This window comes from Arthrobacter sp. MMS18-M83, assembly GCF_026683955.1.
Classification (GTDB): domain Bacteria; phylum Actinomycetota; class Actinomycetes; order Actinomycetales; family Micrococcaceae; genus Arthrobacter.
In genome coordinates this window covers 2,817,702-2,840,127 of record NZ_CP113343.1, presented here as the reverse complement: position 1 = coordinate 2,840,127, position 22,426 = coordinate 2,817,702, and the positions used below count along the sequence as shown (strand labels likewise).

The window sequence follows — 22,426 nt, the reverse complement described above, 5'->3', positions numbered from 1 at the left end:
TCAGGAATGAATTGTCAAAAGTTGGAGCAGGCGGTCAATCGTTGGGTTCGGTGCAGGTAGTTTATCAACCGGATGTGACAAGCAATGTCCGCTTCCACGGTGTATAGGGGTGCGGTTCGACGCCGGCCAGCAACACGTCCCAAAACTGTCGCTTCAGGCGGTTACCATTCAGTCCATGAACATGGCAACCGCGCCTGAGGCCCCGCACCCGGCATCCGAGCTTGCGTCCGGGCCCGCCCTGTCCAACAAGGGCCAGATTCTTGCGTGGGCCTCCTGGGACTGGGGTTCCGCAGCATTCAACGCCGTCATGACCACCTTCGTGTTCACGGTTTATCTGACGTCCAAAGCCTTCGGCGGTGAAGACTCTGCCTCGGCAACGTTGGGGGCCGCCTTGGCGATTGCCGGCGTCGCGATCGCCCTCCTGGCGCCCGTCACCGGCCAGCGCTCCGACTCCGGTGGCCGCCGCAAACTATGGCTTGGGGTCAACACAGCGATTGTCGCAGTCCTCACGGGCATGTGCTTCTTCGTCTTCCCCAAGCCCGAGTTCCTGCTCCTTGGCGTATCGCTTATTGCGCTTGGCCATGTGTTCTTCGAGTTCGCGGGCGTCAACTACAACGCCATGCTGGCGCAGATCTCCACCCCTGCCAATATCGGCAAAGTGAGTGGCTTCGGTTGGGGAATGGGGTACCTGGGCGGAATCGTAGCGCTGCTCGTGGTGCTGCAGCTTTTCGTCCAGCCGTCGTTTGAGTGGTTCGGAGCTTCCACTCAGGACAGCCTGAATATCAGGCTCGTGGCTGTTTTCTCCGCGCTCTGGTTTTTCATCTTCGCGCTGCCGGTCCTCTTTGCGGTGCCGGAGCTTTCCGTCAAGAAAACGGAATCCAGGCTCGGATTCCTGGCCTCGTACGGTCTGTTGGGCCGCCGGATCGTGGCGATCTATCGAACCAGCCCGCACACAATCTATTTCCTCCTCGCGAGTGCCATCTTCCGCGACGGCCTCGCGGCGGTCTTCACCTTTGGTGGAGTCATTGCTGCCGGGACCTTTGGATTCGAGCTCAAGCAAGTCATCTTCTTCGCGATTTTCGGAAACGTGGTGGCCGCCGTAGGTGCCATGATCGGCGGGTTCCTGGACGACAGGATCGGACCCAAGGCTGTCATCATCATTTCCCTGATGGGGCTCCTGGTAGCCGGCACTGGAATCCTGGTGCTCGGCAATGGCGACTACGTGTTCTTCGGATCCCACTGGGCAGGCAGCACCACTTTCTGGGTGTTCGGCCTGTTCCTTAGCCTCTTCGTCGGACCGGCCCAGTCGTCCTCCCGCGCCTACCTCGCGAGGCTGGCGCCAGACGGGGAATCCGGCGAATTGTTCGGACTCTACGCCACTACCGGCCGGGCAGTGAGCTTCCTGGCACCGGCGCTCTTTTCCTTGTGCATCACCATGGCAACACCCCTCGTGGCCCCGGGCGGAGCCCAACGCTGGGGCATTCTGGGCATCATGGTGGTGCTCCTCGCCGGCCTGCTGGTGATCCTGCCCGTCAAATCACCTGGCAAGACGGAAATTGCCACAGTCCCGCTGCGCTAAGACAGCTGCTCTGCAGTGAAGACCCGGCCCCGGGCCGGTGCCCTGAGCGGGACGGCAAAAATATGACGAGGAAAACCCTTGATCTTTGATTGTTAGTAGAGTTTACTAACTCACATGGAAGCCCTTCGTGACCGCCCCCGGACTGACCGCCACCGCACCGATCGAACAGGCGCCGCGACCCTGCCCTCCGATGGGCGTGCCCACAACCTCTCCTTGGTGCGCCAGACGCTGCACTCGGCAGGTGCGATGAGCCGCGCGGAACTCTCCAGGACGCTGGGCCTGACCCGCGTCACCGTATCAGACCTCGTCTCGGACCTACTCGAGCGCGGCCACGTAGTGGAACTGGGGCAATCGGATGAAGTACGCCCCGGCAAACCGGCCATCCTTGTGGACATCAACCGCCAAGGCCTCCAGGTGATCGGCATGGATCTGGCCGAAAATTCCGTGCTGCGCGCCGCAGTCCTGGACCTTGACGGCAACATCCTCGAACGCGTCGAGCGCACCATTGCTTCGGAAACCGGGCGGGACGTGGTCAACCAGGTACTCGAACTCGCTTCTGAGGCAGTCGCGCGCGCCACCGCCACGTTGTTGGGCATCGGCGTCGGGACCCCCGGCATCGTCAATGCGGACGGCGTGGTCACCACGGCCCCCAACTTCGAATGGAAGGACCTTGCCCTCCGCGACCTCCTCCAGGAACACACTGGCCTGCCGACCCTCGTTTCCAACGACGCAGATGCCGCAGTCCACGCGGACCACACCTTCGGCGGCGGCAGTGACGACATGGTCCTTGTGAAAATCGGCCGCGGCGTCGGCTCCGGACTCATCGTGGGCGGCAGGCGTGCCCGGGGTGCCCACTCCGCGGCAGGGGAAATCGGCCACGTCACGGTCGGCACCGACGGCGGAACCATATGCAAGTGCGGAAAGACCGGCTGCCTCGAAACCTGGATGTCCGTTCCGAGCCTCGAACGTGCCCTCACCGAAGCGGCGGCGAGCTCCGAGCCGGAAGCCGCGGCCGACGTCGTGCTCCGGGAAGCAGGCGAGCGGCTCGCCATCGCCCTCGCGCCCGTGGTGGGCGCGCTCGACTTGGCTGAAGTGGTCCTCAGTGGACCCCGGGAGCTCTTGGAGGGCCCCCTTCTCGACGCCGTCCAGCAGACCCTGCTGGGGCGGCTACTGCACCAGGACCCCGCACCGGTGTCCGTCCGTCTCGCGGCAGACGCACAGGACATTGTCCTGCGCGGAGCCGCCGTGATGGTCCTGTGGAACCAGCTCGGTGTGGCCTGAGCGCCGCGCCTGCCGTTTCCAGCCCTGACTACCCAATAAGCATCCCTCCAAAGGAGCCGGACATGGACACGATTCAGTCCCCCGCTACCCAGTCCTTTGCCACCGGGCCCGCCCGCGCGCACCTCCGCCGATTGGCGGCAGGCACCCTCATGCCCGGATTCACCGGTATCGCCGTCCCCGTCTGGATCCTGGATGCGTACGACGCCGGGCTCGCGGCTGTGTGCCTCTACGGCACCAATGTGGCGTCCCCCGTGCAGTTGCGCGAGCTCTGCGCCGGGCTCCGCTCCCATTCCCCGAGCACGCTCATCGCCGTCGATGAAGAGGGCGGCGACGTCACGCGTCTGCACTACCTCACCGGATCAACGCAGCCCGGCAACGCCGTGCTTGGGCGGTTGGACGACGTCGAACTGACCGCCGCCAGCGCCAGCGCCATCGGCTACGAACTCGCAGGCCTGGGCATCAACCTCAACCTGGCCCCGGATGCCGACGTCAATTCCGCTCCGGACAATCCTGTGATCGGCGTGCGCAGCTTCGGGGCCGAACCGGACCTGGTGGCCCGGCACACTGCCGCCTGGATCCGTGGACTCGAAGACGCCGGTGTGGCATCCTGCGCCAAGCACTTCCCGGGCCACGGCGACACCACCACCGATTCGCACCTTGCGCTCCCGCGGGTCACGGCCAACGCCGCTACGCTGGATGCCCGCGAACTAGTCCCGTTCCGCGCGCTCGTCGCGGCGGGTGGCGCCACCGTCATGACCAGCCACATCCTGGTTGAGGCCCTGGACCCGAATCACCCCGCCACTTTCTCCTCGCGCATCCTGCAAGACCTGCTTCGCCGGGACATGGGATTCGAGGGCGTCATCATCACGGATGCCCTGGACATGGCCGGGGCATCCGCCGAGACAGGCGTCCCTGAAGCGGCCGTCCGTGCACTGGTGGCCGGGGCGGACCTGCTGTGCCTGGGCTCCGAAACAGGCCCGGCCCTCTTCGAACGGACGCTCAACGCGATCGCCGACGCCGTTGAGGAGGGACGCCTGCCCCTTGAGCGGCTGGCTGATGCCGCTGCCCGCACGGCGGCGTTGTCCTCGCGCTTCCCCGCCGCGGGCGCCGCGGAAATCCAGGAGGCCGCCATCAGGGGCCAGCTAGGGCTCCAAACCGGCCAGCCGCAGCCTTCCGGCATGGTTGCCGATGCCAAGGAACTCGACGGCGAGCGCATCGCCGAGGCCTTCGAGGTGTCCGAGGCAGCCGAAAAGTGGCTCGCGCGGCAGGAGCCCGTGGCCATCGTGCAGGTTGAAACCGGAGCCAATTTCGCCGTCGGTCACGTGCCCTGGGGTCCCGCCGCCGCGACTCAAGCGGTGGTCGGCGAAGGCGAGGTGCCCGACGGCGCCCGGGTCGCCGTCGTCGGGCGCGGCCTGGATGCCGAGCACCCGCTCTGGACCGTTTTCGCCCGGTTGAGGGCGGAAGGACACGCGGTGATCGCCGTCGAGTGCGGCTGGCCGCGCGGCGGGGCGGACATCGTCACCTATGGTGCGTCCCTCACGGTTTCCCAGGCCCTGACATCACTGCTGCTGGACGGCACTGTCAAAGCCTGACTGCCGCAGCCCGCACACCACCCTTCGACAGAAAGTTGCCATGGAAGTCATTGTCGCGCCCACCCCGGAATCCGCCGCCTCGGCTGCCGCCCACGCCGTCCTCTCGGGGCTTCCCGCGGGCAAGCGGGCAGTGCTGGGACTGGCCACGGGTTCGTCCCCGTTGGGATTGTACGCAGAGCTCGCGGCCGCTGCGCGCGCTGGCCGCGTCGATTTCTCGGCCGCCGTGGGCTTCGCTTTGGACGAATACGTTGGACTCCCGGCTGGACATGTCCAGTCCTACCGGCAGGTGTTGATCCGTGAGGTCTGCGATGTCATCGGGCTCCCGCTGGCAGGGCTGAACGTTCCTGACGGCACCGGTGCCACGCAGGCGGAGCTCGAGGCCGGAGCGGCCGCATACGATGCCGCGATCCGCGCTGCCGGCGGAGTCGACGTGCAGATCCTGGGAATCGGCGCCAACGGTCACGTGGGCTTCAATGAGCCCGGATCCTCGTTGTCGTCCCGCACCCGGCTGAAGCGGCTGACGTCCCGCACGCGGCGGGACAACGCCCGGTTCTTCGACAACGACGCCGATGTCCCGACGCACTGCATCACCCAAGGGTTGGGGACCGTCCTGGATGCGCGTCGGCTGGTGCTCATCGCCACCGGTGCCGCCAAAGCGGCCGCGATCACTGCCGCCGTCGAGGGCCCACTGACGGCCTCGTGCCCCGGATCGATCCTGCAGTGGCATGCCGATGCCGTGGTGGTTCTCGATGAGGCAGCCGCCGCCGGGCTCGCCAACCGGGAATACTACGACGACGCCGCGCGCGGACTCGCGTTGACCCCCTAGTAAGGGGCGGATCGCTTCGTTCGGCGGCTGGGAGTGGCGTCATTCCACCGCCTGCCCAAGAGGGCTAGGGTGGACTTATGAACGTGGATGAGACAGAACTTCCAGGCCTTGGGGTCCGCAAGGATTTCATCACGGCCTCGGGACGCCGGATCGGTGTTGTCGAGATGCGCGAAGGCGAAACCGAGCTTTTCGTCTCTACTTGGGACGATCCCGATACCTGCCAGGCGTCCATCCCGTTGACCGCCGACGAAGCAGCCGCCCTGGGCAACCTCCTGGGCGGGCAGCACATCGCCATGCGCCTCGCCGAGGCCCACAAGGAAATCCCCGGCATTGCCACGCGGCAGTTCTCGATCACCGCGGACTCCCCTTTTAGCAACCAGCCCATGGGCAAAGCCCAGATCCGCACCCGCAGCGGTGTCTCGATCGTGGCGATCATGCGCGAAGGAGAAGTGGTTCCGTCACCGGCACCCGACCTCGTCCTTCACACGGGTGATCTGCTAGTGGCTGTCGGTACGCAGGAAGGTCTTGACTCTGCGGCTGCCATTCTGCGCAACGGCTGAAGTTCATGGACCCCCTGGCCCTGACCCTCATTGAGCTGGGCGCGGTCGTCTCCTGCCTCGGGCTCTTGGCTCGATTGGCCGGCAGGATCGGCATGTCCCCCATTCCGCTTTATCTGGTCGGGGGACTGGCCTTCGGGGCGGGTGGTCTGATCAAGCTCGATGGCATGCACGAGTTCGCGCATCTTTCCGGCGAAATCGGTGTCATCCTGCTCCTGTTGATGCTCGGATTGGAATATACGGCGGCCGAACTCGTCACAGGCTTGCGACGGTCCTGGCAAGCAGGCGTGCTGGACCTGATACTGAATTTCCTTCCTGGTGCGGGTATCGCCGTCTTGCTCGGCTGGGGACTTGTGGGCGCGATCGTCATGGGTGGTGTCACCTATATTTCGTCGTCGGGCATCGCCGCGAAAGTGATCACGGATCTCGGCCGAATCGGTAACCGTGAGACTCCGGTGGTGCTGGCCATCCTGGTGTTCGAAGACCTCACCATGGCCATCTATCTGCCGATCCTCACCGCGATCCTCGCGGGCGTGGGTTTCCTGGGCGGACTCCAGACCGTGGGTATTGCATTGGCCGTGGTCACCCTGGTGCTGGTGGTGGCCCTCAAACACGGCCACCGGGTGTCCCAGGCCGTGCACAGCGAAAACTCTGAAGTCTTCCTGCTCAATCTCCTCGGTGCCGCGCTTTTGGTAGCGGGTATCGCGTCCGCCCTCCAGGTCTCCGCGGCCGTGGGCGCGTTCATGCTCGGCATTGCGATTTCCGGGGCAACCGCCCACAGCGCGACGCGAATTCTCGAGCCTCTGCGGGATCTCTTTGCCGCTATCTTCTTCGTAGCCTTCGGTCTGAACACGGACCCGTCCACCATCCCGCCGGTACTCGGCTGGGCACTGCTCTTGGCCTTAGCGACCACTGTTACCAAGTTGCTGACCGGATTCTGGGCCGCCAAGCGGGCAGGCATTGCCGTACCTGGCCGGTTCCGCGCGGGAGCCGCCCTGATAGCCCGCGGCGAGTTCTCGATTGTCATTGCGGGTTTGGCCGTAACCTCGGGAGCAGTCCCGCCGGATCTCGCAGCCCTCGCCACGGCGTATGTGCTGCTCATGGCCATCGCCGGACCGCTCGCAGCCCGTTTCGTGGAGCCCGTGGTCAAGGTCTTCCGCAAGTCTCCGCGCAAGCCGAAAGCATCCGAACCCGTTGCCTCCTTCGAGACGTGAGGTCTCGCCCTTTTCACGCAAGGATTTGCGCGTGGCTAGCCGTGGAGTCCGTGTTCCTTAGGGTGCCACACAGGAACTTGCCCACACTGCACGCCTACTGACCGGCATCTCGCCGGGAACAGTTTGTTGCGGCCCGACGGCGGCAATCCTGTGGCGCTGTCCCCTCCCTTTTGACCTCGAACGCCAGCCGTTGGTGCACTTGCTTCGGTGGGACGGCGGAGATCGGCCTGCACGTAAGGGGGTCGCTGGACGCCGCGTGCCCTTGAAAGCCGCCGACCGGCGCCGAAAGAGGCGAGATCTCCCGCCCCGGCGCGCGCAAGTGAAGCCCTAGACAGACGTCCTGTGGAAGTTCAGGTGGCTGCGGCTCGCGGTGGGGCCGCGTTGGCCTTGGTAGCGGCTGCCGGATTCACCGGAGCCATAGGGATATTCAGCGGCCGAGGAGAGGCGGAAGAAGCACAACTGACCGATTTTCATGCCCGGCCACAGCTTGATGGGAAGCGTGGCAACGTTGGACAACTCCAAAGTCACGTGGCCGGAGAATCCGGGGTCGATGAAGCCGGCGGTGGAGTGCGTCAGCAAACCGAGGCGTCCCAGCGAAGACTTGCCTTCCAGCCGCGCGGCGACGTCGTCCGGCAGGCTCACGGTCTCATACGTTGAACCGAGCACGAACTCGCCCGGGTGCAGGATGAAAGGCTCCTCGCCTTCGACCTCAACCAAGCGGGTCAGCTCAGGCTGCTCCTCGGAAGGGTCGATGTGCGCGTATTTGTGGTTGTCGAACAGCCGGAAGAAGCGGTCAATCCTCACATCCACTGAGGACGGCTGAACCATCTCGGGGTCGTAGGGCTCCAGGACAATACGTCGGGAGTCGATTTCGGCACGTATGTCGCGGTCGGAGATCAGCACAGGATCAAAAATACCGCATGCGACATAGCAGGCGGTGCGAGAGTGGCGGATGGGACTATAGTGCACCGCATAGACTGCCGTTACCGCTGTTGTGTTTGGGAAAGGTGGCACAACGCGAATCTGGGGAAACATTGAGACGAATTGCGGTGCCGCTACGCTTCCGTCGCCTGCCCCTCGATGACCGCCTTGAGCTGCTCCAGCTGGACCACTTCGTCTTCGATGGTCTTCTGGATCATCGTGTTCATGAGTTTCTGCAAGCCCTTGGGATGTAACTCCAGCGCGAACCGCAGGCGCGTGTTTGGGCCCTCAGTACTGAGATAGTACCCACCGGTGGGGCGCGCAGGACCGGCGACGACGGCGAAACGCACTTCTGCGCCGGGCCGGGCCTCGGTGATCTGGAAGTCAGCCGCAATCGGCCGCCCGTCAGCGCCTAACAAGGTCTGCTGATAGACCGCGCCTTTTTCGCCAGCGTGTCCGGAGCGGAGGGAAATGCTGCGGATTCCGCTGCGCCAAAGGGGATTGTTCAAGCCGTCCACAAGGAACCGGTAGACGGTCATGGCGTCGCGACCAATGAGTACTTCATGCTCTGCAAATGCCACGGAATCCTCTTTCGGCGTACGGCTCATAGACGTAGCCGGGTTCCCCATGACACAGCAGCTAACTGCTACAGAATAGTCAGGCGCGACTCAGGGCAACACACCCGCGTCGAGCCTTAACCGAATCTTTACGAGCTCAGCGCCAAACTTGATGCGACCGTGATAGCGGCGGAAGAAAACGCGCCAGCAGCCGGTGAGTCTGTGTCTCAATCGCCGCGTTATCTGCGCTAAGCTGGGATCTGCTCCGGCTGAATTGCCGGGCATTGCGGGCGTAGCTCAATGGTAGAGCGCTAGCTTCCCAAGCTCGATACGCGGGTTCGATTCCCGTCGCCCGCTCCATTATCCCTGGCAGGGCATCCTTGTCTGGCCCCTCGGCGGCCCTTCGGATACAAGGCGCCCAACCCTGAAGGGTGTATCGTCAGGAGCTAGGAGCCATTTCGGCTCTGCTCTAGGGAGCAATCATGGCTGACAAATCACCTCGCCAAGCTGCATCGAAAAAATCCGGCAAATCCATCAAAGAAAAGCGTGCGGATAAAAGGGCGTCAGAGTCCTCCGCAACCACGGTGGCGAAGCCGGCAACCGGCAACAAAAAGTGAGCGGCCATATAGGCGCCATGACCCTCGGAATCCTTTCCTCATCGCGGAAGCCGGACGAGCGCCGGCTTCCAGTCCATCCCCTGCATCTGGAGCGCATTGTTCCGGAACTCAGGCAGCACATCCGGCTGGAGCGCGGCTACGGCGAGCGATTCGGCTTTTCGGACAGCCAACTGGAGCCTTTGGTCGGTGGCATGGCAAGCCGCGAAGAATTGATCTCCGAGTCAGATGTGATCCTCCTGCCCAAGCCGCAACCGGAAGACCTTGCCGATCTCCGTGACGGGCAGGTCCTCTGGGGCTGGCCGCACTGCGTCCAGGACCGGGCGATCACCCAGCTCGCCATCGATAAGAAGCTGACCTTGATCGCCTTCGAGGCGATGAACCACTGGGCCAGCGACGGCGGCTTTGGCCTCCACGTCTTCCACAAGAACAACGAGCTTGCAGGCTACTGTTCCGTCATCCATGCCCTTGCCCTGACTGGCTCCACCGGTGATTACGGGAGGCGCCTCAGCGCCGTCGTGATTGGTTTCGGAGCCACAGCGCGTGGCGCGGTCACCGCCCTGAATGCCCATGGCATCCACGACGTCCAGGTCCTGACAAACCGCGGTGTTGCGGCGGTCGGCTCCCCTATCCACTCGGTGCGGATCGTGCAGTTCGACCACGACCAGAACGCCCCGTTCCTGAGTGAGGTCATTACGGATCGTGGCCGCCTGCCGTTGGCGCCGTTCCTCGCAGCAAGCGACATCGTGGTCAATTGCACCCTGCAGGACCCGAACTCGCCGCTGACGTACCTGCGGACTGAGGACCTGGACGCGTTCCAGCCGGGAAGCTTGATTGTCGACGTCTCCTGCGACGAAGGAATGGGCTTCAGTTGGGCGCAGACCACGACCTTCGCCGAACCCATGTTCACCGTGGGCGACCACATCAACTACTACGCGGTGGACCACAGCCCGTCCTACTTGTGGAACTCGTCCAGCTGGGAGATCAGCGAAGCGCTCCTGCCGTTCGTCGAGACCGTCATTTCGGGCCCGGAAGCCTGGGACGCCAACGAGACAATCTCCCGTGCCATCGAGATCCGGGACGGCATCATCCGCAACCCGGACGTGCTGCAATTCCAGGGGCGCGCGGCCGACTACCCGCACCTTGTGCCCTAAGCGGACCCTGGTTCAAACACCCTTGCAGCCGGGCGCCTGGCAGGCGCCCGGCTCAGCCGCGTTCGGCGCTACGCCGACTGCGGGACGATCCGCACCATCCGGCGTCGGTCCCGAACGTTCACTTTGAGCCGTAACTCAGACTTCCGCGCGAGCACGACGGCGACCGTCGCCGCTGCGAGCGCCGGCACCCCGCCGGACACCAAGAGCGCTGCGTGCGGGTTCAGGTGCTCGGCGAGCCAACCCATCATGGGTCCACCGATGGCTTGGCCACCGATGAGCACCATGATGTAGAGGCTCATGACGCGTCCGCGGATGCTCATGTTCGCGCTGACTTGGACCAGTTGGTTGGCGGCGGTCAGGAACATGAGGCACCAGAACCCGGAGAGAACCATGGCAACTGCAAGCCACACCATGGACGGCGCCAACGCGGCCAGGCACAGCATCAAGCCGTACATCCCGGCGGACAGGACCACCGAGCGCAGACGCAATTGGCGGCGGCGGGCGGAAGTGATTGCTCCGGCAAGCGCGCCAAGGGCAACCATGGCGTTGAGCAAGCCGTAGCCGCCGGCGCCCGCATGGTAGATATGGTCCGCGAAGGCGGCGAGGAGCACAGGCAGGCTCATCGCGAAGACCGCTACAAAGCCGGCCATGAGCCACGGCCAGTAGATGGTGGGCTTGCTTAGAGCGTATCGCAGGCCTTCCTGCAGCATCCCCTTGCGTTTTGGCACAGGCGTGCTGACAAAGAGTTCGTTCTTGCGGAGCATGAGCAGCATGGTGACTGTGGAACAGCACGCGACGGCGTTTGCCGCGAATGCCCAACCCGCGCCGACCGCGGTCAGCAGCACGCCGGCCAGGGCGGGACCAATCAGGCCACCCAGCTGGAACGTGGTGGAGTTGACGCTGATGGCGTTCCGCAGGTATTTCGGTCCCACAAGCTCATTGACGAAGACCTGCCGCGCGGGCTGGTCCAGGACGGTCACGAGGCCCAGGACAAACGCAATGACGTAAACGTGCCACACCTCGATGCGGTGGCTCAACGCCAATATGGCAAGGATGGCCGCGAGGCCGGCCGCGACACTTTGGCACAGGATGAGGATGCGTCGCTTGGGAAAGCGGTCGGCCATCATGCCGCCCCAGGGGCCCAGGAAAAGCGACGGCATGAACTGCAATGCCACGGTTATTCCGACGGCGGTGACGGAGCCGGAAAGCTGGAGCACCAGCCAGTCCTGGGCGATCCGCTGCATCCAGAGCGCAATCACGGCCACGAAGTGGCCAATGGCGAAGATCCTGAAGTTGGGTACTTTGAGGGAAATGAATGTGTGCCGCCAAGGTAGCCGTTCGCTCACGACGGCGATCGGCTGGGTGGCTGTGTCCGAGTAGTCAGCAGCGCCTGAATTTCTGCTGCTTGCGACGAGTGAATCGATGGAGGATTGGCTGACATGTGCCGCTGAGGGCGGTGGGGGTGCCAAAAGAAGTCCTTGGATAGACGTTTCGCTGGGATGCACTTAACGCTAGGGTGGGCAGCCACAATTATGGAAGTGAATTGGCTGTATAACTAGCATTGCGAATTGCAATACAGTACCCTGAGCAACTGTCCCCCCACCTTTCAAGGAGCCTCGTGTTCGAGCCAGTGCAGCTGCGGTCCTTCTTGGCCGTCGCCGAGACCCTGAGTTTCACCAAGGCCGCCGAGCGCCTCGGCCTGGCCCAGCCCACAGTGAGCCAGCACGTGAGAAAGCTGGAAACGGCGGCAAAGCGGGCGCTCGTGGCACGCGACACCAGGGATGTGCGGCTCACGGACAATGGCGACGCAATGGCAGGTTTTGCCCGGAACATCCTGGCGGCCCACGATTCCGCGGCGAGGTATTTCTCCGGTTCCGCCATGCGCGGCCGGCTCCGCTTCGGAACCGCCGACGATCTTGCCATTACGGGCCTGCCGAGAATCCTTCGCGAATTCCGGCAACTGTATCCGCAGATCAACCTCGAACTCACGGTGAGCCAGAGCGACCAGCTCTACAAACGCCTCAACGCCGGCCAACTGGACCTGGTGTTCGTGAAGTGGGTGGGCGAGGCCAAGGACGGCACCGTGGTCCGGCACGACAACTTTGCCTGGGTCGGCGTCGAACAGACCGTGCTGGACCCTGCGGGCCCCGTGCCGCTGATCTGCTATCCGGCACCGAGCGTCAGCCGCAAGTTGGCCATCGATGCCCTCGAGGCCATGGGCAGGACGTGGCGGGTCACCTGCTCCACCAAGCAGATCGCGGGCGTCCTGGCTGCGGTGCGCGCCGGCATCGGCGTCGCCGTCATGCCGTCGTCGCTGGTTCCCGAGGACCTCACGGTAATCACCCGGCGCTTCGGCCTCCCGCCCGTGGGCGAAGTCGACTTCACCCTCATCCGCAACCCGCTCGCGAACGCAGAGGTAGTGGATGCGCTCACGCAAGCCATCATCGGCCGGACGCTCAACAAGCAGGCATAGTTCCCACGGATCCGGAACTCGAAGGCGCCGGGCTAGAGGTGACTAGGCTCGGGGACCAATGCCCGCGCGGCCAGGAGGATGGTCTGGACAATCGCCTTCCGTCGCCGCTGCACCCTGCCTGATCCCTTGCCAGCCATGAGGCCATCCAGTTCCGGCAGTACCGGCCAGGCGTCACACAGCGCAACGATGGTGAGGATCAGATCGGCTGCGTCTTCCCTGGAAGTGCCCGGCATGGCCCGGATGACGCCATCAACCTTGTTGCGGCAGTTCGCGGCCCGGTCAGGGCGGTTCACCACGTAGTCGCCCCGCTCCAACCCCTCCCAGAACAGCAGCCTCGGCAGGGTGGCGTCTTGGTGGTGGTGGTCGAACAGGCGTCCGGCATAATCGGCCAAGGCTTCGGGACCACTGCCCTCGATGCGGACTTCGTCCACCACCTTGCTGAGCTGGGACGCGATCACGGCGTCGAAGAGGAGATCTTTCTTGCCGAAGTACTGATAGATGCGCTCTTTGTTGACTCCGGCCGCGGCTGCGATGCGGTCTACCCTCGCGCCGGCGAGTCCGAATTGGCAAAACTCGGCGGTGGCCGCCTCAAGGAGGAGGCGCTTGGTCCGCTCGGTATCCCATGCCATGCACCCATCGTAACAGAGTCCAACCAAGTAGTTGCAGTTTTCGGAAGTGGCGTCTAGTCTGAACTCACCCGGAAAACAACTAATTGGTTGGAGAATTTCATGAGCACCCAGTCCCCAGTTACCGCACCCGTGGACAGCACCGGGCCTGCGCCGGTTTCCGCGCCCGCGCCTTCTGTTCACGCACATTCCGCCCACGTCCCTTCTGTGCACGTGCGCGCAGTCATCACTTGGCTGGCCATCTTCCCGCTCGTGGCGATCGGCCTGACGATCCTTGGTCCGTTGACCGAATCCTGGCACCCTGCCCTGCGCGCCCTCATCTTGACTCTCGTGGTGGTTCCGACGGCCGTCTACTTCGCCGTTCCCAAGCTGCTCGCTGGCTACGGTTCCCTGAAGAGGCGGCAGGGAAGGAAGGCCGGCGCCAGGGCCTAGCCTGTGTCAGGCATCACCCGGCGATCGAGCGCCCACGCGCTAAACTTGTCACGTTATGAACCGCACAATGTTTAAGTCCAAGATCCACCGTGCCACGGTGACCCATGCCGACCTGCACTATGTAGGTTCTGTGACGGTCGACCTGGATCTGCTGGATGCTGCGGACATTCTGCCCGGTGAGCTCGTCTCGATTGTTGATGTCACCAATGGGGCGCGCCTGGAAACGTACACCATCGCCGGCGAGCGCGGATCCGGCGTCATCGGCATCAACGGTGCCGCAGCGCACCTGGTGCACGTGGGCGACATCGTCATCCTCATCACCTATGCGGAGATGACCACCGAAGAGGCCAAGGCCTACCAGCCTAAGGTTGTCCATGTGGATAGGTCCAACAAGATCGTCCAGCTCGGCAGCGATCCCGCCGAGGGCCTCACTCCGGGCCTCATGCGCCCGCCGCACGCCCTCAACAACGCCGACCTGAACTAGACTCCCTAGCCCCGCGGGACGCCCCTTGACGCCGTCCACATGGCGGAACATCCCGCCGTCGAGCCTTACCGCCGAATAAAGCTGATTTAGGCTGGGACTGTGAACCCACGCCGCCCCGCACCCATCCCCCTCCGGATGCCGTAGTGCTGGGCGTCCTTTCCGGGTTCTTCGTGGTCTGGGCCATCATCCTGGTGGGCATGTTCGTCGGCAAGCGCGGGATCCTGGGCGACAATGCGCGTTCGGTCCTCAGCGGCCTGACTTTCTTCGTCGCGAGCCCTGCGCTCCTCTTTGAAACCTTGGGCAAGGCCCATCTTCACGAAATTTTCGCTGCTCCGCTCCTGGTCACAGCCGTGGGGGCCGTAGCCACAGGCACCCTGTTCTTCGTCATTGTAAAGTTCTGGCTCAAACGTTCCCTGCCAGAATCGCTCATGTCATCCATGAGCGCTTCGTTGGCCAACTCCGCGAACCTCGGCATCCCCATCGCAGTGTTCGTCCTGGGCGACGCCAGCTATGTGGCACCGCTGCTGATCTTCCAGCTCGCGTTCTTCACGCCCATGTACCTGATGGCACTCGATGCCAGCACCAGCAGCCACCGCACCACTCCCCTCCGATTCGTCTTGATGATCGTACGGAACCCGATGATCGTGGGATCGGCCCTCGGCTTGGTGGTGGCCGGCACCAGCTGGCAAGTGCCCGCGCTCATCATGGAGCCGATCCATCTGATCGGAGGCGCCGCCATCCCTGCGATGCTGATGGCGTTCGGCATGAGCTTGAACGGCTCGCCCCCATTGCAAAAGGACACATGCCGCCGCCTGGACACCTTGCTGGCCAGCGGCTTCAAGCTGTTCGTCCACCCCTTGATGGCCTACCTGTTTGCCCGCTTCGCGTTGGGTCTGGAGGGACACGCCTTGTTCGCGGTGGTGGTCACTTCGGCATTGCCCACGGCGCAGAACGTGTTCGTTGCAGCGAGCCGCTACAACACCGGAATCACCGTTGCCAAGGACACCGTCCTGATCACCACGGTGGTGGCGGTCCCGGCAATGATCGCAGTGGCCCTGCTGCTTGCCTAGACCCAACTGACTCGCACTAGGTGTCGTTTTGAGCGCTCAAAACGACATCTAATGCGAGTCAGTTGGGCGGGCGGCTGGTGTCCTTGGGCCTACTCTTCGTCCACCAAGTCGAGGTACCTGTCCAGGAGCTGCGCGCAGCGGATGAATCCCAGGTGCGAGTACGCCTGCGGGTGATTGCCCAGGTGGGTCTCCGTGCCGGGGTCGAACTCCTCGGGAAGCAAACCCGTAGGCCCAAAGAGCGCCACGAGCTGGTTGAACAACTCCAGCGCATCGTCCAGCCGGCCCACGGCAAGGTACGCCTCAATCAGCCATGTGGTGCAGATGTGGAACCCGCCCTCCAAACCCGGCAGGCCGTCGTCGTACTTGTACCGGAACACGGTGGGACCCACCCGCAGTTCCCGCTCGACGGCGGTGACAGTGTCCAGGAAGCGCTGGTCGCGGACATCCAGGAGGCCCGAGAGTCCGATGTGGAGCACAGCCGCGTCCAGGTCCGGGCTGTCGTAGGCCACAGTGTAGGAACTCGCGGAATCATCCCAGCCCTCGCGGAGGACCTCGGAGCGGATGATGTTGGCCGTCTCCTCCCACGCGGCTCCAATTGGGCGACGGAACCGGACCGCCGTCTGCATGGCCCGGTCCAGCGTCACCCAGCACATCACCTTCGTGTAGATGTGGTGTCTCGGTGCGCGCCGGGCTTCCCAGATGCCGTGGTCGGGTTCGTGCCAGCGGGCCAGGACGGCCGAGGCCATCTGCTCCATGAGTTTCCAGTGTTCGTCCGGCAGGGTGCCGCGACGTTTGCTGAGCCCGCGAATGAGTTCGGCGATCGGTCCGAAAACGTCCAGCTGGACCTGGTGGTCCGCCGCGTTCCCGATCCGCACGGGTCGGGATCCTGCGTAACCGGGCAGGCTTTCGATGATGGCCTCCGTGGACAGCGGGGAGCCCGTCACGGAGTACAGCGGGTGCAGCCATTCCGGTCCGGGCGCGTTGTCGAGGATGCGGCCCAGCCAGCGGAGGAAACCGTCCGCTTCCTCGGTGGAACCGAGATCCACCAGCGCGTTGACCGTCATGGAACCGTCGCGGAGCCAGCAGTAACGGTAGTCCCAGTTGCGGGTCCCACCGATCCCTTCCGGCAGCGACGTGGTTGGCGCCGCGAGGACTGCCCCTGTGGGTTCGTGCACCAAGGCCTTCAGGACCAGCGCCGAACGGCGCACCAACGACGGTTTCATTTCGGGCAGTTCCAGCCCGCGGACCCACTGCCGGGATTGGTGCGCGACGGCGGCCCGCCGGGCGAGCTCTCCGGCGGGGTCCGGCGTCGTCGGCTCAGTGTCCCCGCACCTGAGGTTCATGACTACGGGACCGTACGCGAGGCTGACTTCCGCGGTGGCGGTGCCATGCTTGCCGTCGCTGGTGACCGTGAAGGAGACCCCGGGAGCGAAGAGGATGATGGGGTCCGACGTGCCCACGACGTGCAACTCTTCACCGCGGATTTCCATGTTGAAGGGAGCATTGGCGTAGTCCGGGCGTGGTGCGAAAACAATCCGCGCACTGCCGGTTCCGGACAGGACACGGACCAGGCTGGTGATGCCGTCCGGTGCGGGTTCAAGGTAGTCGGTGACTGTGACGTCCGCCCAGCGCGTCTCCACGATCATGGTGTTGTCCACGTAGCGCTGGCCCAGAACCTTCGACGTCTTGACCGGTTCCACGCTGAAGTGGCCGGCGGGATCGCCACCGAGGATGTGGGCAAACAAGGAGCCGGAATCCGGGAGGGGATGGCTCATCCAACAAATCTTGGCTTCTGGGGTGAGCAGCGCAGTGGAGGTCCCGTTGCCGATCATCGAATGCCGCTCCAGCCCCACTGCGTCCTCGCCAAACAGCCACGCCCGGCGGAGTTCGAACAGAATGGCGAGCACTTTGGCGAAGGATTCCGGGTCCGGCAGTCGGTGGCGCGCCGAGGTTTCCCGGTCGCCCACGTGCAGCCCTAGATCCGGGCCACGCAGGGTGGCGATGGCGAGTTCATCGCTGTCCGCGTCGCCCGCAAACAGGGCCGCGCTGGCCCCCAACTGCGTTCGCAGATGCTCCAGCGCGGCGTCCTTCGAGGGCTCCACGATGGAGAGGTCCAGCACTGACCCGTCCACAATGAAGAACAGGCCCAATTCCCGGGCGATCTGGTTCGCCTCGCGCGTCACCCGTGCGACGACGGCAGGCGTCGCCGGCCTTGTGTGGATCGCGACCGCCACGGGCTTGCGCTCGATGCTGATGCCCTTTTCGAAGCCGATTGATTCATTGACTGCGGTGGCTGCCCGCTGAAGGACGGCCTCGGTGGCCATGGAGATGCCGTACGCGTAGGTCATGTCGAACTCAGCGCCGTGCGAACCCACCAGGTGAACCTCCGCTGGGAGCCTGGAAACAGCGGCCAAGTCCCGGAGCGATCTGCCGGAGATGACGGCCGTGTGCGTGTTCGGCAGTGCGGCCAGTGCCCGGAGCGCGACGGCGGCACCCCCCAAAGGGAGCGTCTCGGTTGACACGCCTTCAGCCGCGCAGAGGGTTCCACCGTAGTTGCAAGCCACCAGGAGTCCCGGAGTTCGGGCGAGCATCCTCAGCTCGGAGAGGAGTTCCGGGGTGATGCCGTCGTGGGCGGCCTCGGACTGGGCGAAGGTCCGCAGGAGGCCGAGTGGAAGCGACTTTGTCAGCAACGCCGAATCGGCCACTGACTGGTTGAGCGGAGTAGCCATGGGGACGATCCTTCCGGGGTGGATTCGTCCAGTTTCCGCCCGCGGAGTTTCGCCTCCATGACCCGCGTATTGCCGGGGTGTAACGCTTCCGAGTTTGCTCGGCAGGGTGCGTTACGCCAGACGTTCTTTTGGTCCGGCGCAGCGGTGCGTTCCGCGCAATTCCGCGGTAGGCCGTCGTCGTGCGTTTCAAAAGTTTGCTCGGAGTGGCGCGAGCCGGGCGTCGGCTACACCCGGGTCAGCCCCACGGCTTCCGCTACCAGCTCCACGGAACGCAGGCGCTGCTCCGTTCCGGTGCTTTGGTGGGCCACGATCAGTTCGTCGGCGTCGGCGTGGCGGGCAAACTCATCGAGGTAATCGCGCACAACCTCCGGCGTCCCCACTGCCGAGTACTTCACCATTTGGGCGATGTGCTGGCCTTGCGGCGAGTCGAGGATGAGGTCCGCTTCGGCGTCGGTGAACTCGCGCCCACCACCCAGGAAACGGGAGACGCGGTCCCGCTTGACCTCAAGGAAGAGCCGCTGGGCCTTGGCCGCCGAATCGGCTGCCACCACGTTCACTCCCGCGATCACGTGCGGCTCCTGCAGTTGCTCAGACGGCTTGAACTCGCGGCGGTAAATGGCGACGGCGTCCTGCAGCGCGTTGGGCGCGAAGTGCGAGGCGAAGGCGTAAGGCAGGCCAAGCTGTGCGGCGAGGTGCGCCCCGAACAGGGAGGAACCGAGGATGTAGAGCGGCACGTTGGTGCCCTTGCCCGGCGTCGCTTCGACCCCTTGGATGCGAGTGGGTCCCGTGAGGTAGCCCTGCAGCTCTAATACGTCCTGCGGGAACGTGTCCGCGGCCATGGGGTCGCGGCGGAGTGCACGCATGGTGTTCTGGTCGCTGCCGGGTGCCCGTCCGAGGCCAAGGTCGATGCGGCCCGGGTGCAGTGTTTCGAGCGTGCCGAACTGCTCAGCGATAGTGAGCGGCGAGTGGTTGGGCAGCATGACCCCGCCGGCGCCGAGCCGGATGGTGCTCGTGTTGGCCGCAATATGGGCAATCAGGACGCTCGTGGCCGAGGAAGCGATCGAGCCCATGTTGTGGTGCTCGGCGTACCAAATCCGACGGTAGCCGAGCCGCTCGGCCAGTTGCGCTATGGCGACACTCCCGGCGAAACTCTCCGCCGCCGTCTGGCCTTTGCCAATGATTGCCAGGTCGAGGATGGAGAGGGGAACAGTCACGTTGGTGCCGGCCTTTCGAAGGTGGTTTCGTTCAAGCGGCCGGTTTCCCGGCCACTCTTGCGACAACGACGGCGGCCGCTGGGTTATTTCGTTGACTTCCGTGGGTTCCGTCTCAGCTTGTGAAGATGCCTTTGCCCGTCTCCATGTCGATGGGCAGGGAAGAGTGCTCGTGGGCGATCTTCCAAGCGCCGTTCTTCTTCTCAAGGCAAATGGTGAAGCGGTTGGTCATCGCCCTGAGCCGTTCGCCTTCCGCCGAGATCCCGGCGAAGGTGACGGCCGCATGCCCGAAAGCTACGTCCTCCCCCGCAACGGACCGCACTTCGTTGAATTCGACCTGCACGCGCTCGTCGCCAAGTGAGGAGAACCATTCGCCCGCCATCGACCGCCAAGCATCGATTCCCGTGTATTGCCATTGCCCCCAGGAATCGTAGATGTGGACGTTGTCGTCGTAGAGCGCCGTGAAGGCATCCACATCCTTCGCCTGGACGGCGGCGGCGTAGGAATCCAGTGCCTGTGCAACTGGGGTTTGCTCGTTGCTCACGAAAAATCTCCTCTGGTATGGGCCGTTGTGTGGGAAGCCTACACCGTGCCCGAGTGTGACCTCTCGGGACCTCGAATGAACCCCGTTAACTCCTGTATCCCAGCGTTTCAAGCCGCTTTGACCGGCCCTAGACCCTGCCGGATAGTTGCTGCCACAAGCACACCATCCACCACTTTCGAAGGGGACTCCATGGCTATTTCACGCCTCAAATCAGGCACCGCACTGGCACTCGCAGTGACCGCGACTCTCGGACTCGCCGCGTGCTCGGACCCGCGCGCCTCAGCGGCGTCAGCGCCGTCGTCGTCCGCTGGCTCTTCAGCCGCCAAGACCTTCAACCTGTCACCGGAACAGAACCGCTTCCCTGTACAGGTCTCACCGGAAGCCGCCGCCCAGGTGCCGCAGTCGGTCAAGACAGACGGAAAGCTGACCGTCGCTGTGAGCCCTTTCGCCGCGCCGCTGGCCGTCTATGCCGCGGACAACAAGACGCCGGTGGGCAACGAGGTGGATATCGCCGTCGCGCTGGCAGATCCGCTGGGGCTCAAGGCGGACATTGTCCCGACGGCCTGGGCCGACTGGCCGCTGGGCGTGGAATCGGGCAAGTACGAGGCCGTCATCTCGAACGTCACGGTGACGGAAGAGCGCAAGCTCAAGTTCGATTTCGCCAGCTACCGCGAAGAGCCGGTTGAATTCCAGTATTACGACGACGACTCGGCCTCCACGCTGGCGCTTCAGTCGGGCCGTGCGGACCTTACGTTCGGGCCGAACGCGACGGCGTCCTACAAGTCGCAAACCGATGGCAAGACCAAGAACGTGGGCCTGGTGGACGGCGGCTGGCCGCTCAAGGCTAACATTGCGGTCACCACCAAGAAGGGCAACGGCTTCGCGGCGGCAGCGCAGGCCGGCCTGAACTCGCTGATCAAGGACGGGACGTATGGGAAGATCCTGGATCGCTGGGGACTCTCGGCGGAAGGGATCCAGAAGTCTGAACTGAACCCGCCGGGCCTGCCGAAGAGCTAGCGCTGGCTTCGGGGGTGTAACTTTCCACGTATCCGGGACCGCCGTGATCCGGAAAAGCGAAGGGAATTCTATGGGCCAGCGCCTCGCCATCCTTGACGACTACCAGACCGTCGCCTACAAGTACGCACCGTGGGCCGAGCTCGCCGACGACGGCGTCGATGTCACCGTTTTCACGGAGCCATTGGCGGACGCGGCGGACGCGCTCCGCGACTTCGACATCATCATGGCCATGCGGGAACGGACCGCCTTCGACGCCGGCCTCCTTCGGCAATTGCCCAAGCTGAAACTCCTGGTCACCACCGGGATGGCCAACGCGGCCATTGACCTGCGCGCTGCCGAGGAGCAGGGCGTCGTCGTCTGTGGAACAGGCGGTTCGCCCGCCGCAGCGCCGGAACTGACGTGGGCCCTGCTCCTGGCTTTCGCACGCAAGGTGCCGTTCGAGGACCGTCGGCTGCGCGCCGGAAACTGGCAGAGCACCGTGGGTTTCGAACTGTCGGGAAAGACCCTTGGAGTGCTGGGACTGGGCAAGATCGGGAGCAAGATCGCCCGCTACGGCAAGGCGTTCGGCATGGAGGTCATTGCTTGGAGTCCGAATCTCACGGAAGAGACTGCCGCTGCGGCTGGCGCCCGGAAGGTGAGCAAAGAGGCACTGTTCCGTGAGGCCGACGTCGTCTCCGTGCACGTGCGGTTATCGGAACGGTCCCGGGGGCTCGTTGGGGAGGACGAACTGCGGCTCCTCGGTCCCGAAGGCGTCCTGGTGAACACAGCCCGCGGACCGATCGTGGAAGAGGCCGCCCTCCTCCGCGGCCTCAACGAGGGGTGGCTCGGCGGCGCGGCCCTGGACGTGTACGACGTCGAACCCCTCCCTGCGGACCACCCCCTCCTCACGGCGCCTCGCACGGTGCTGACACCGCACTTGGGCTACGTCACCTCGCAAAGCTATGCCCGCTTCTATGGCGAGGCCTTCGAGGACGTCCGCGGGTGGGTGCGGGGGAATCCGGTGCGGGTACTCACCGGTTGATTCGGCGGCGCCGATTGGGGTTGAGATTGGGGTTGAATGGTCCAGTGCCCGCCGAATTCTCGCTCCGTCCCGCCCCGCCTTCTGATGCCGCGTGGATCGCGGAACTGCGCGCCGTCGTCATGCGTCGCGATTTGGAGCGGCTTGGGCGTTGGGATCCGGTCCGGGTTCGGGAGCGCTTCTTGAATGCGTTCCAACCGGAACACACCTTCGTCATTGCCGTCGAAGGGCAAGCTGCTGGCGTCATCGCTGTCCGCCCGGAACCCGATGCGCTGTGGATCGAACATTTCTACATCGCTCCTGGATTCCAGGGGCACGGGCTTGGGGCCGGCGTGCTCCGTCGGATCATGGGCGAGTCCAAGGACCACCGGCCGTTCCGGCTCAATGTGCTCCAGGGCAGCCCGGCCAGACGCCTCTACGAACGCCACGGCTTTGTCCTGGAGACCGAGGATCCGGTAGACGTTTTCATGGTCGCCGCCTGATTTGCAGCGAAGACGGTCTTTTACGACCTAGCCGGGGGTCCCTCA

22 protein-coding genes and 1 tRNA gene are annotated in these 22,426 nt (G+C 64.3%); 16 read left to right on the top strand and 7 right to left on the bottom strand.

Annotated features, from left to right (window positions below; genetic code table 11):
• Window positions 1-175: 175 nt before the first annotated feature.
• From OW521_RS13435 to OW521_RS13410, 6 genes are all read left to right on the top strand, one after another.
• Window positions 176-1,579 (top strand): MFS transporter, encoded by a 1,404-nt coding sequence (locus OW521_RS13435; RefSeq protein ID WP_268020133.1) that lies wholly within the window; start codon window positions 176-178, stop codon window positions 1,577-1,579.
• 114 nt (window positions 1,580-1,693) lie between these two features.
• Window positions 1,694-2,860, top strand: coding sequence for an ROK family transcriptional regulator (locus tag OW521_RS13430; RefSeq protein WP_268020132.1), 1,167 nt, complete (start codon window positions 1,694-1,696; stop codon window positions 2,858-2,860).
• Between the two features lie 62 nt (window positions 2,861-2,922).
• Window positions 2,923-4,452 (top strand): glycoside hydrolase family 3 protein, encoded by a 1,530-nt coding sequence (locus tag OW521_RS13425; RefSeq protein ID WP_268020131.1) that lies wholly within the window; start codon window positions 2,923-2,925, stop codon window positions 4,450-4,452.
• Between the two features lie 40 nt (window positions 4,453-4,492).
• Window positions 4,493-5,278 carry a glucosamine-6-phosphate deaminase gene (locus OW521_RS13420; protein ID WP_268020130.1) on the top strand — a complete coding sequence of 262 codons (786 nt, stop codon included), beginning with the start codon at window positions 4,493-4,495 and terminating at the stop codon, window positions 5,276-5,278.
• A 77-nt stretch (window positions 5,279-5,355) separates the two neighbouring features.
• On the top strand, window positions 5,356-5,838 hold the full coding sequence (locus OW521_RS13415) for a cation:proton antiporter regulatory subunit (protein WP_268020129.1): 483 nt from the start codon (window positions 5,356-5,358) through the stop codon (window positions 5,836-5,838).
• Window positions 5,839-5,843: 5 nt separating this feature from the next.
• Window positions 5,844-7,049: a cation:proton antiporter gene (locus tag OW521_RS13410; protein ID WP_268020128.1), complete on the top strand. Its 1,206-nt coding sequence runs from the start codon at window positions 5,844-5,846 to the stop codon at window positions 7,047-7,049.
• A 327-nt stretch (window positions 7,050-7,376) separates the two neighbouring features.
• Here OW521_RS13410 and dcd read toward each other — a convergent pair whose 3' ends face one another.
• Complete coding sequence (gene dcd, locus OW521_RS13405) at window positions 7,377-7,952, bottom strand: dCTP deaminase (protein ID WP_268020127.1); 576 nt, start codon at window positions 7,950-7,952, stop codon at window positions 7,377-7,379.
• Between the two features lie 152 nt (window positions 7,953-8,104).
• A complete protein-coding gene (locus tag OW521_RS13400; protein ID WP_268020126.1) occupies window positions 8,105-8,551 on the bottom strand; it encodes an SRPBCC family protein in 447 nt (148 codons plus the stop codon).
• 262 nt (window positions 8,552-8,813) lie between these two features.
• Here OW521_RS13400 and OW521_RS13395 point away from each other — a divergent pair.
• From OW521_RS13395 to OW521_RS13385, 3 genes are all read left to right on the top strand, one after another.
• A tRNA-Gly gene (locus tag OW521_RS13395) sits at window positions 8,814-8,887 on the top strand.
• 122 nt (window positions 8,888-9,009) lie between these two features.
• Window positions 9,010-9,144 (top strand): hypothetical protein, encoded by a 135-nt coding sequence (locus tag OW521_RS13390; RefSeq protein ID WP_264637052.1) that lies wholly within the window; start codon window positions 9,010-9,012, stop codon window positions 9,142-9,144.
• Window positions 9,145-9,161: 17 nt separating this feature from the next.
• Complete coding sequence (locus OW521_RS13385; RefSeq protein WP_268020124.1) at window positions 9,162-10,295, top strand: N(5)-(carboxyethyl)ornithine synthase; 1,134 nt, start codon at window positions 9,162-9,164, stop codon at window positions 10,293-10,295.
• Window positions 10,296-10,363: 68 nt separating this feature from the next.
• On the opposite strand, the gene OW521_RS13380 is transcribed toward OW521_RS13385, so the two are convergent.
• The gene (locus OW521_RS13380) at window positions 10,364-11,764 is read right to left on the bottom strand and encodes an MFS transporter (protein WP_268020123.1); all 1,401 of its coding nucleotides are present in this window, start codon (window positions 11,762-11,764) and stop codon (window positions 10,364-10,366) included.
• A gap of 149 nt (window positions 11,765-11,913) precedes the next feature.
• Here OW521_RS13380 and OW521_RS13375 point away from each other — a divergent pair, with 149 nt between their 5' ends.
• A complete protein-coding gene (locus OW521_RS13375; RefSeq protein ID WP_268020122.1) occupies window positions 11,914-12,768 on the top strand; it encodes a LysR substrate-binding domain-containing protein in 855 nt (284 codons plus the stop codon).
• Between the two features lie 32 nt (window positions 12,769-12,800).
• Here the strand turns inward: OW521_RS13375 and OW521_RS13370 are convergent, their stop codons facing one another.
• Entirely contained in the window at window positions 12,801-13,397 is a 597-nt protein-coding gene (locus OW521_RS13370) for a TetR/AcrR family transcriptional regulator (RefSeq protein WP_268020121.1), read from the bottom strand.
• A gap of 99 nt (window positions 13,398-13,496) precedes the next feature.
• Here OW521_RS13370 and OW521_RS13365 point away from each other — a divergent pair, with 99 nt between their 5' ends.
• From OW521_RS13365 to OW521_RS13355, 3 genes are all read left to right on the top strand, one after another.
• Window positions 13,497-13,826 carry a hypothetical protein gene (locus OW521_RS13365; protein ID WP_268020120.1) on the top strand — a complete coding sequence of 110 codons (330 nt, stop codon included), beginning with the start codon at window positions 13,497-13,499 and terminating at the stop codon, window positions 13,824-13,826.
• 55 nt (window positions 13,827-13,881) lie between these two features.
• Window positions 13,882-14,310: an aspartate 1-decarboxylase gene (gene panD, locus OW521_RS13360; RefSeq protein WP_268020119.1), complete on the top strand. Its 429-nt coding sequence runs from the start codon at window positions 13,882-13,884 to the stop codon at window positions 14,308-14,310.
• Between the two features lie 143 nt (window positions 14,311-14,453).
• Window positions 14,454-15,380 (top strand): AEC family transporter, encoded by a 927-nt coding sequence (locus OW521_RS13355; protein ID WP_268020118.1) that lies wholly within the window; start codon window positions 14,454-14,456, stop codon window positions 15,378-15,380.
• Between the two features lie 89 nt (window positions 15,381-15,469).
• Here the strand turns inward: OW521_RS13355 and OW521_RS13350 are convergent, their stop codons facing one another.
• The 3 genes from OW521_RS13350 to OW521_RS13340 form a co-directional block, all read right to left on the bottom strand.
• Window positions 15,470-18,109: a trehalase-like domain-containing protein gene (locus OW521_RS13350; RefSeq protein ID WP_268020117.1), complete on the bottom strand. Its 2,640-nt coding sequence runs from the start codon at window positions 18,107-18,109 to the stop codon at window positions 15,470-15,472.
• A 224-nt stretch (window positions 18,110-18,333) separates the two neighbouring features.
• Window positions 18,334-19,323, bottom strand: a complete 990-nt coding sequence (locus tag OW521_RS13345) for an LLM class flavin-dependent oxidoreductase (protein WP_268020116.1) — start codon at window positions 19,321-19,323, stop codon at window positions 18,334-18,336.
• A gap of 112 nt (window positions 19,324-19,435) precedes the next feature.
• On the bottom strand, window positions 19,436-19,864 hold the full coding sequence (locus OW521_RS13340) for a YybH family protein (RefSeq protein WP_268020115.1): 429 nt from the start codon (window positions 19,862-19,864) through the stop codon (window positions 19,436-19,438).
• A gap of 189 nt (window positions 19,865-20,053) precedes the next feature.
• Here OW521_RS13340 and OW521_RS13335 point away from each other — a divergent pair, with 189 nt between their 5' ends.
• The 3 genes from OW521_RS13335 to OW521_RS13325 all read left to right on the top strand — a co-directional run bounded on the left by OW521_RS13335 (window position 20,054) and on the right by OW521_RS13325 (window position 22,381).
• Window positions 20,054-20,881: a transporter substrate-binding domain-containing protein gene (locus OW521_RS13335; RefSeq protein WP_268020113.1), complete on the top strand. Its 828-nt coding sequence runs from the start codon at window positions 20,054-20,056 to the stop codon at window positions 20,879-20,881.
• A 70-nt stretch (window positions 20,882-20,951) separates the two neighbouring features.
• A complete protein-coding gene (locus tag OW521_RS13330) occupies window positions 20,952-21,902 on the top strand; it encodes a D-2-hydroxyacid dehydrogenase family protein (protein ID WP_268020112.1) in 951 nt (316 codons plus the stop codon).
• Window positions 21,903-21,946: 44 nt separating this feature from the next.
• On the top strand, window positions 21,947-22,381 hold the full coding sequence (locus tag OW521_RS13325; protein ID WP_268020111.1) for a GNAT family N-acetyltransferase: 435 nt from the start codon (window positions 21,947-21,949) through the stop codon (window positions 22,379-22,381).
• Window positions 22,382-22,426: the final 45 nt, after the last annotated feature.

Coding starts and splice junctions, on each gene's coding strand:
- OW521_RS13435 (WP_268020133.1), top strand. CDS start 176: ATGAACATGGCAACCGCGCCTGAGGCCCCGCACCCGGCATCCGAGCTT.
- OW521_RS13430 (WP_268020132.1), top strand. CDS start 1,694: ATGGAAGCCCTTCGTGACCGCCCCCGGACTGACCGCCACCGCACCGAT.
- OW521_RS13425 (WP_268020131.1), top strand. CDS start 2,923: ATGGACACGATTCAGTCCCCCGCTACCCAGTCCTTTGCCACCGGGCCC.
- OW521_RS13420 (WP_268020130.1), top strand. CDS start 4,493: ATGGAAGTCATTGTCGCGCCCACCCCGGAATCCGCCGCCTCGGCTGCC.
- OW521_RS13415 (WP_268020129.1), top strand. CDS start 5,356: ATGAACGTGGATGAGACAGAACTTCCAGGCCTTGGGGTCCGCAAGGAT.
- OW521_RS13410 (WP_268020128.1), top strand. CDS start 5,844: ATGGACCCCCTGGCCCTGACCCTCATTGAGCTGGGCGCGGTCGTCTCC.
- OW521_RS13390 (WP_264637052.1), top strand. CDS start 9,010: ATGGCTGACAAATCACCTCGCCAAGCTGCATCGAAAAAATCCGGCAAA.
- OW521_RS13385 (WP_268020124.1), top strand. CDS start 9,162: ATGACCCTCGGAATCCTTTCCTCATCGCGGAAGCCGGACGAGCGCCGG.
- OW521_RS13370 (WP_268020121.1), bottom strand. CDS start 13,397: ATGGCATGGGATACCGAGCGGACCAAGCGCCTCCTCCTTGAGGCGGCC.
- OW521_RS13365 (WP_268020120.1), top strand. CDS start 13,497: ATGAGCACCCAGTCCCCAGTTACCGCACCCGTGGACAGCACCGGGCCT.
- panD (WP_268020119.1), top strand. CDS start 13,882: ATGAACCGCACAATGTTTAAGTCCAAGATCCACCGTGCCACGGTGACC.
- OW521_RS13350 (WP_268020117.1), bottom strand. CDS start 18,109: ATGGCTACTCCGCTCAACCAGTCAGTGGCCGATTCGGCGTTGCTGACA.
- OW521_RS13335 (WP_268020113.1), top strand. CDS start 20,054: ATGGCTATTTCACGCCTCAAATCAGGCACCGCACTGGCACTCGCAGTG.
- OW521_RS13330 (WP_268020112.1), top strand. CDS start 20,952: ATGGGCCAGCGCCTCGCCATCCTTGACGACTACCAGACCGTCGCCTAC.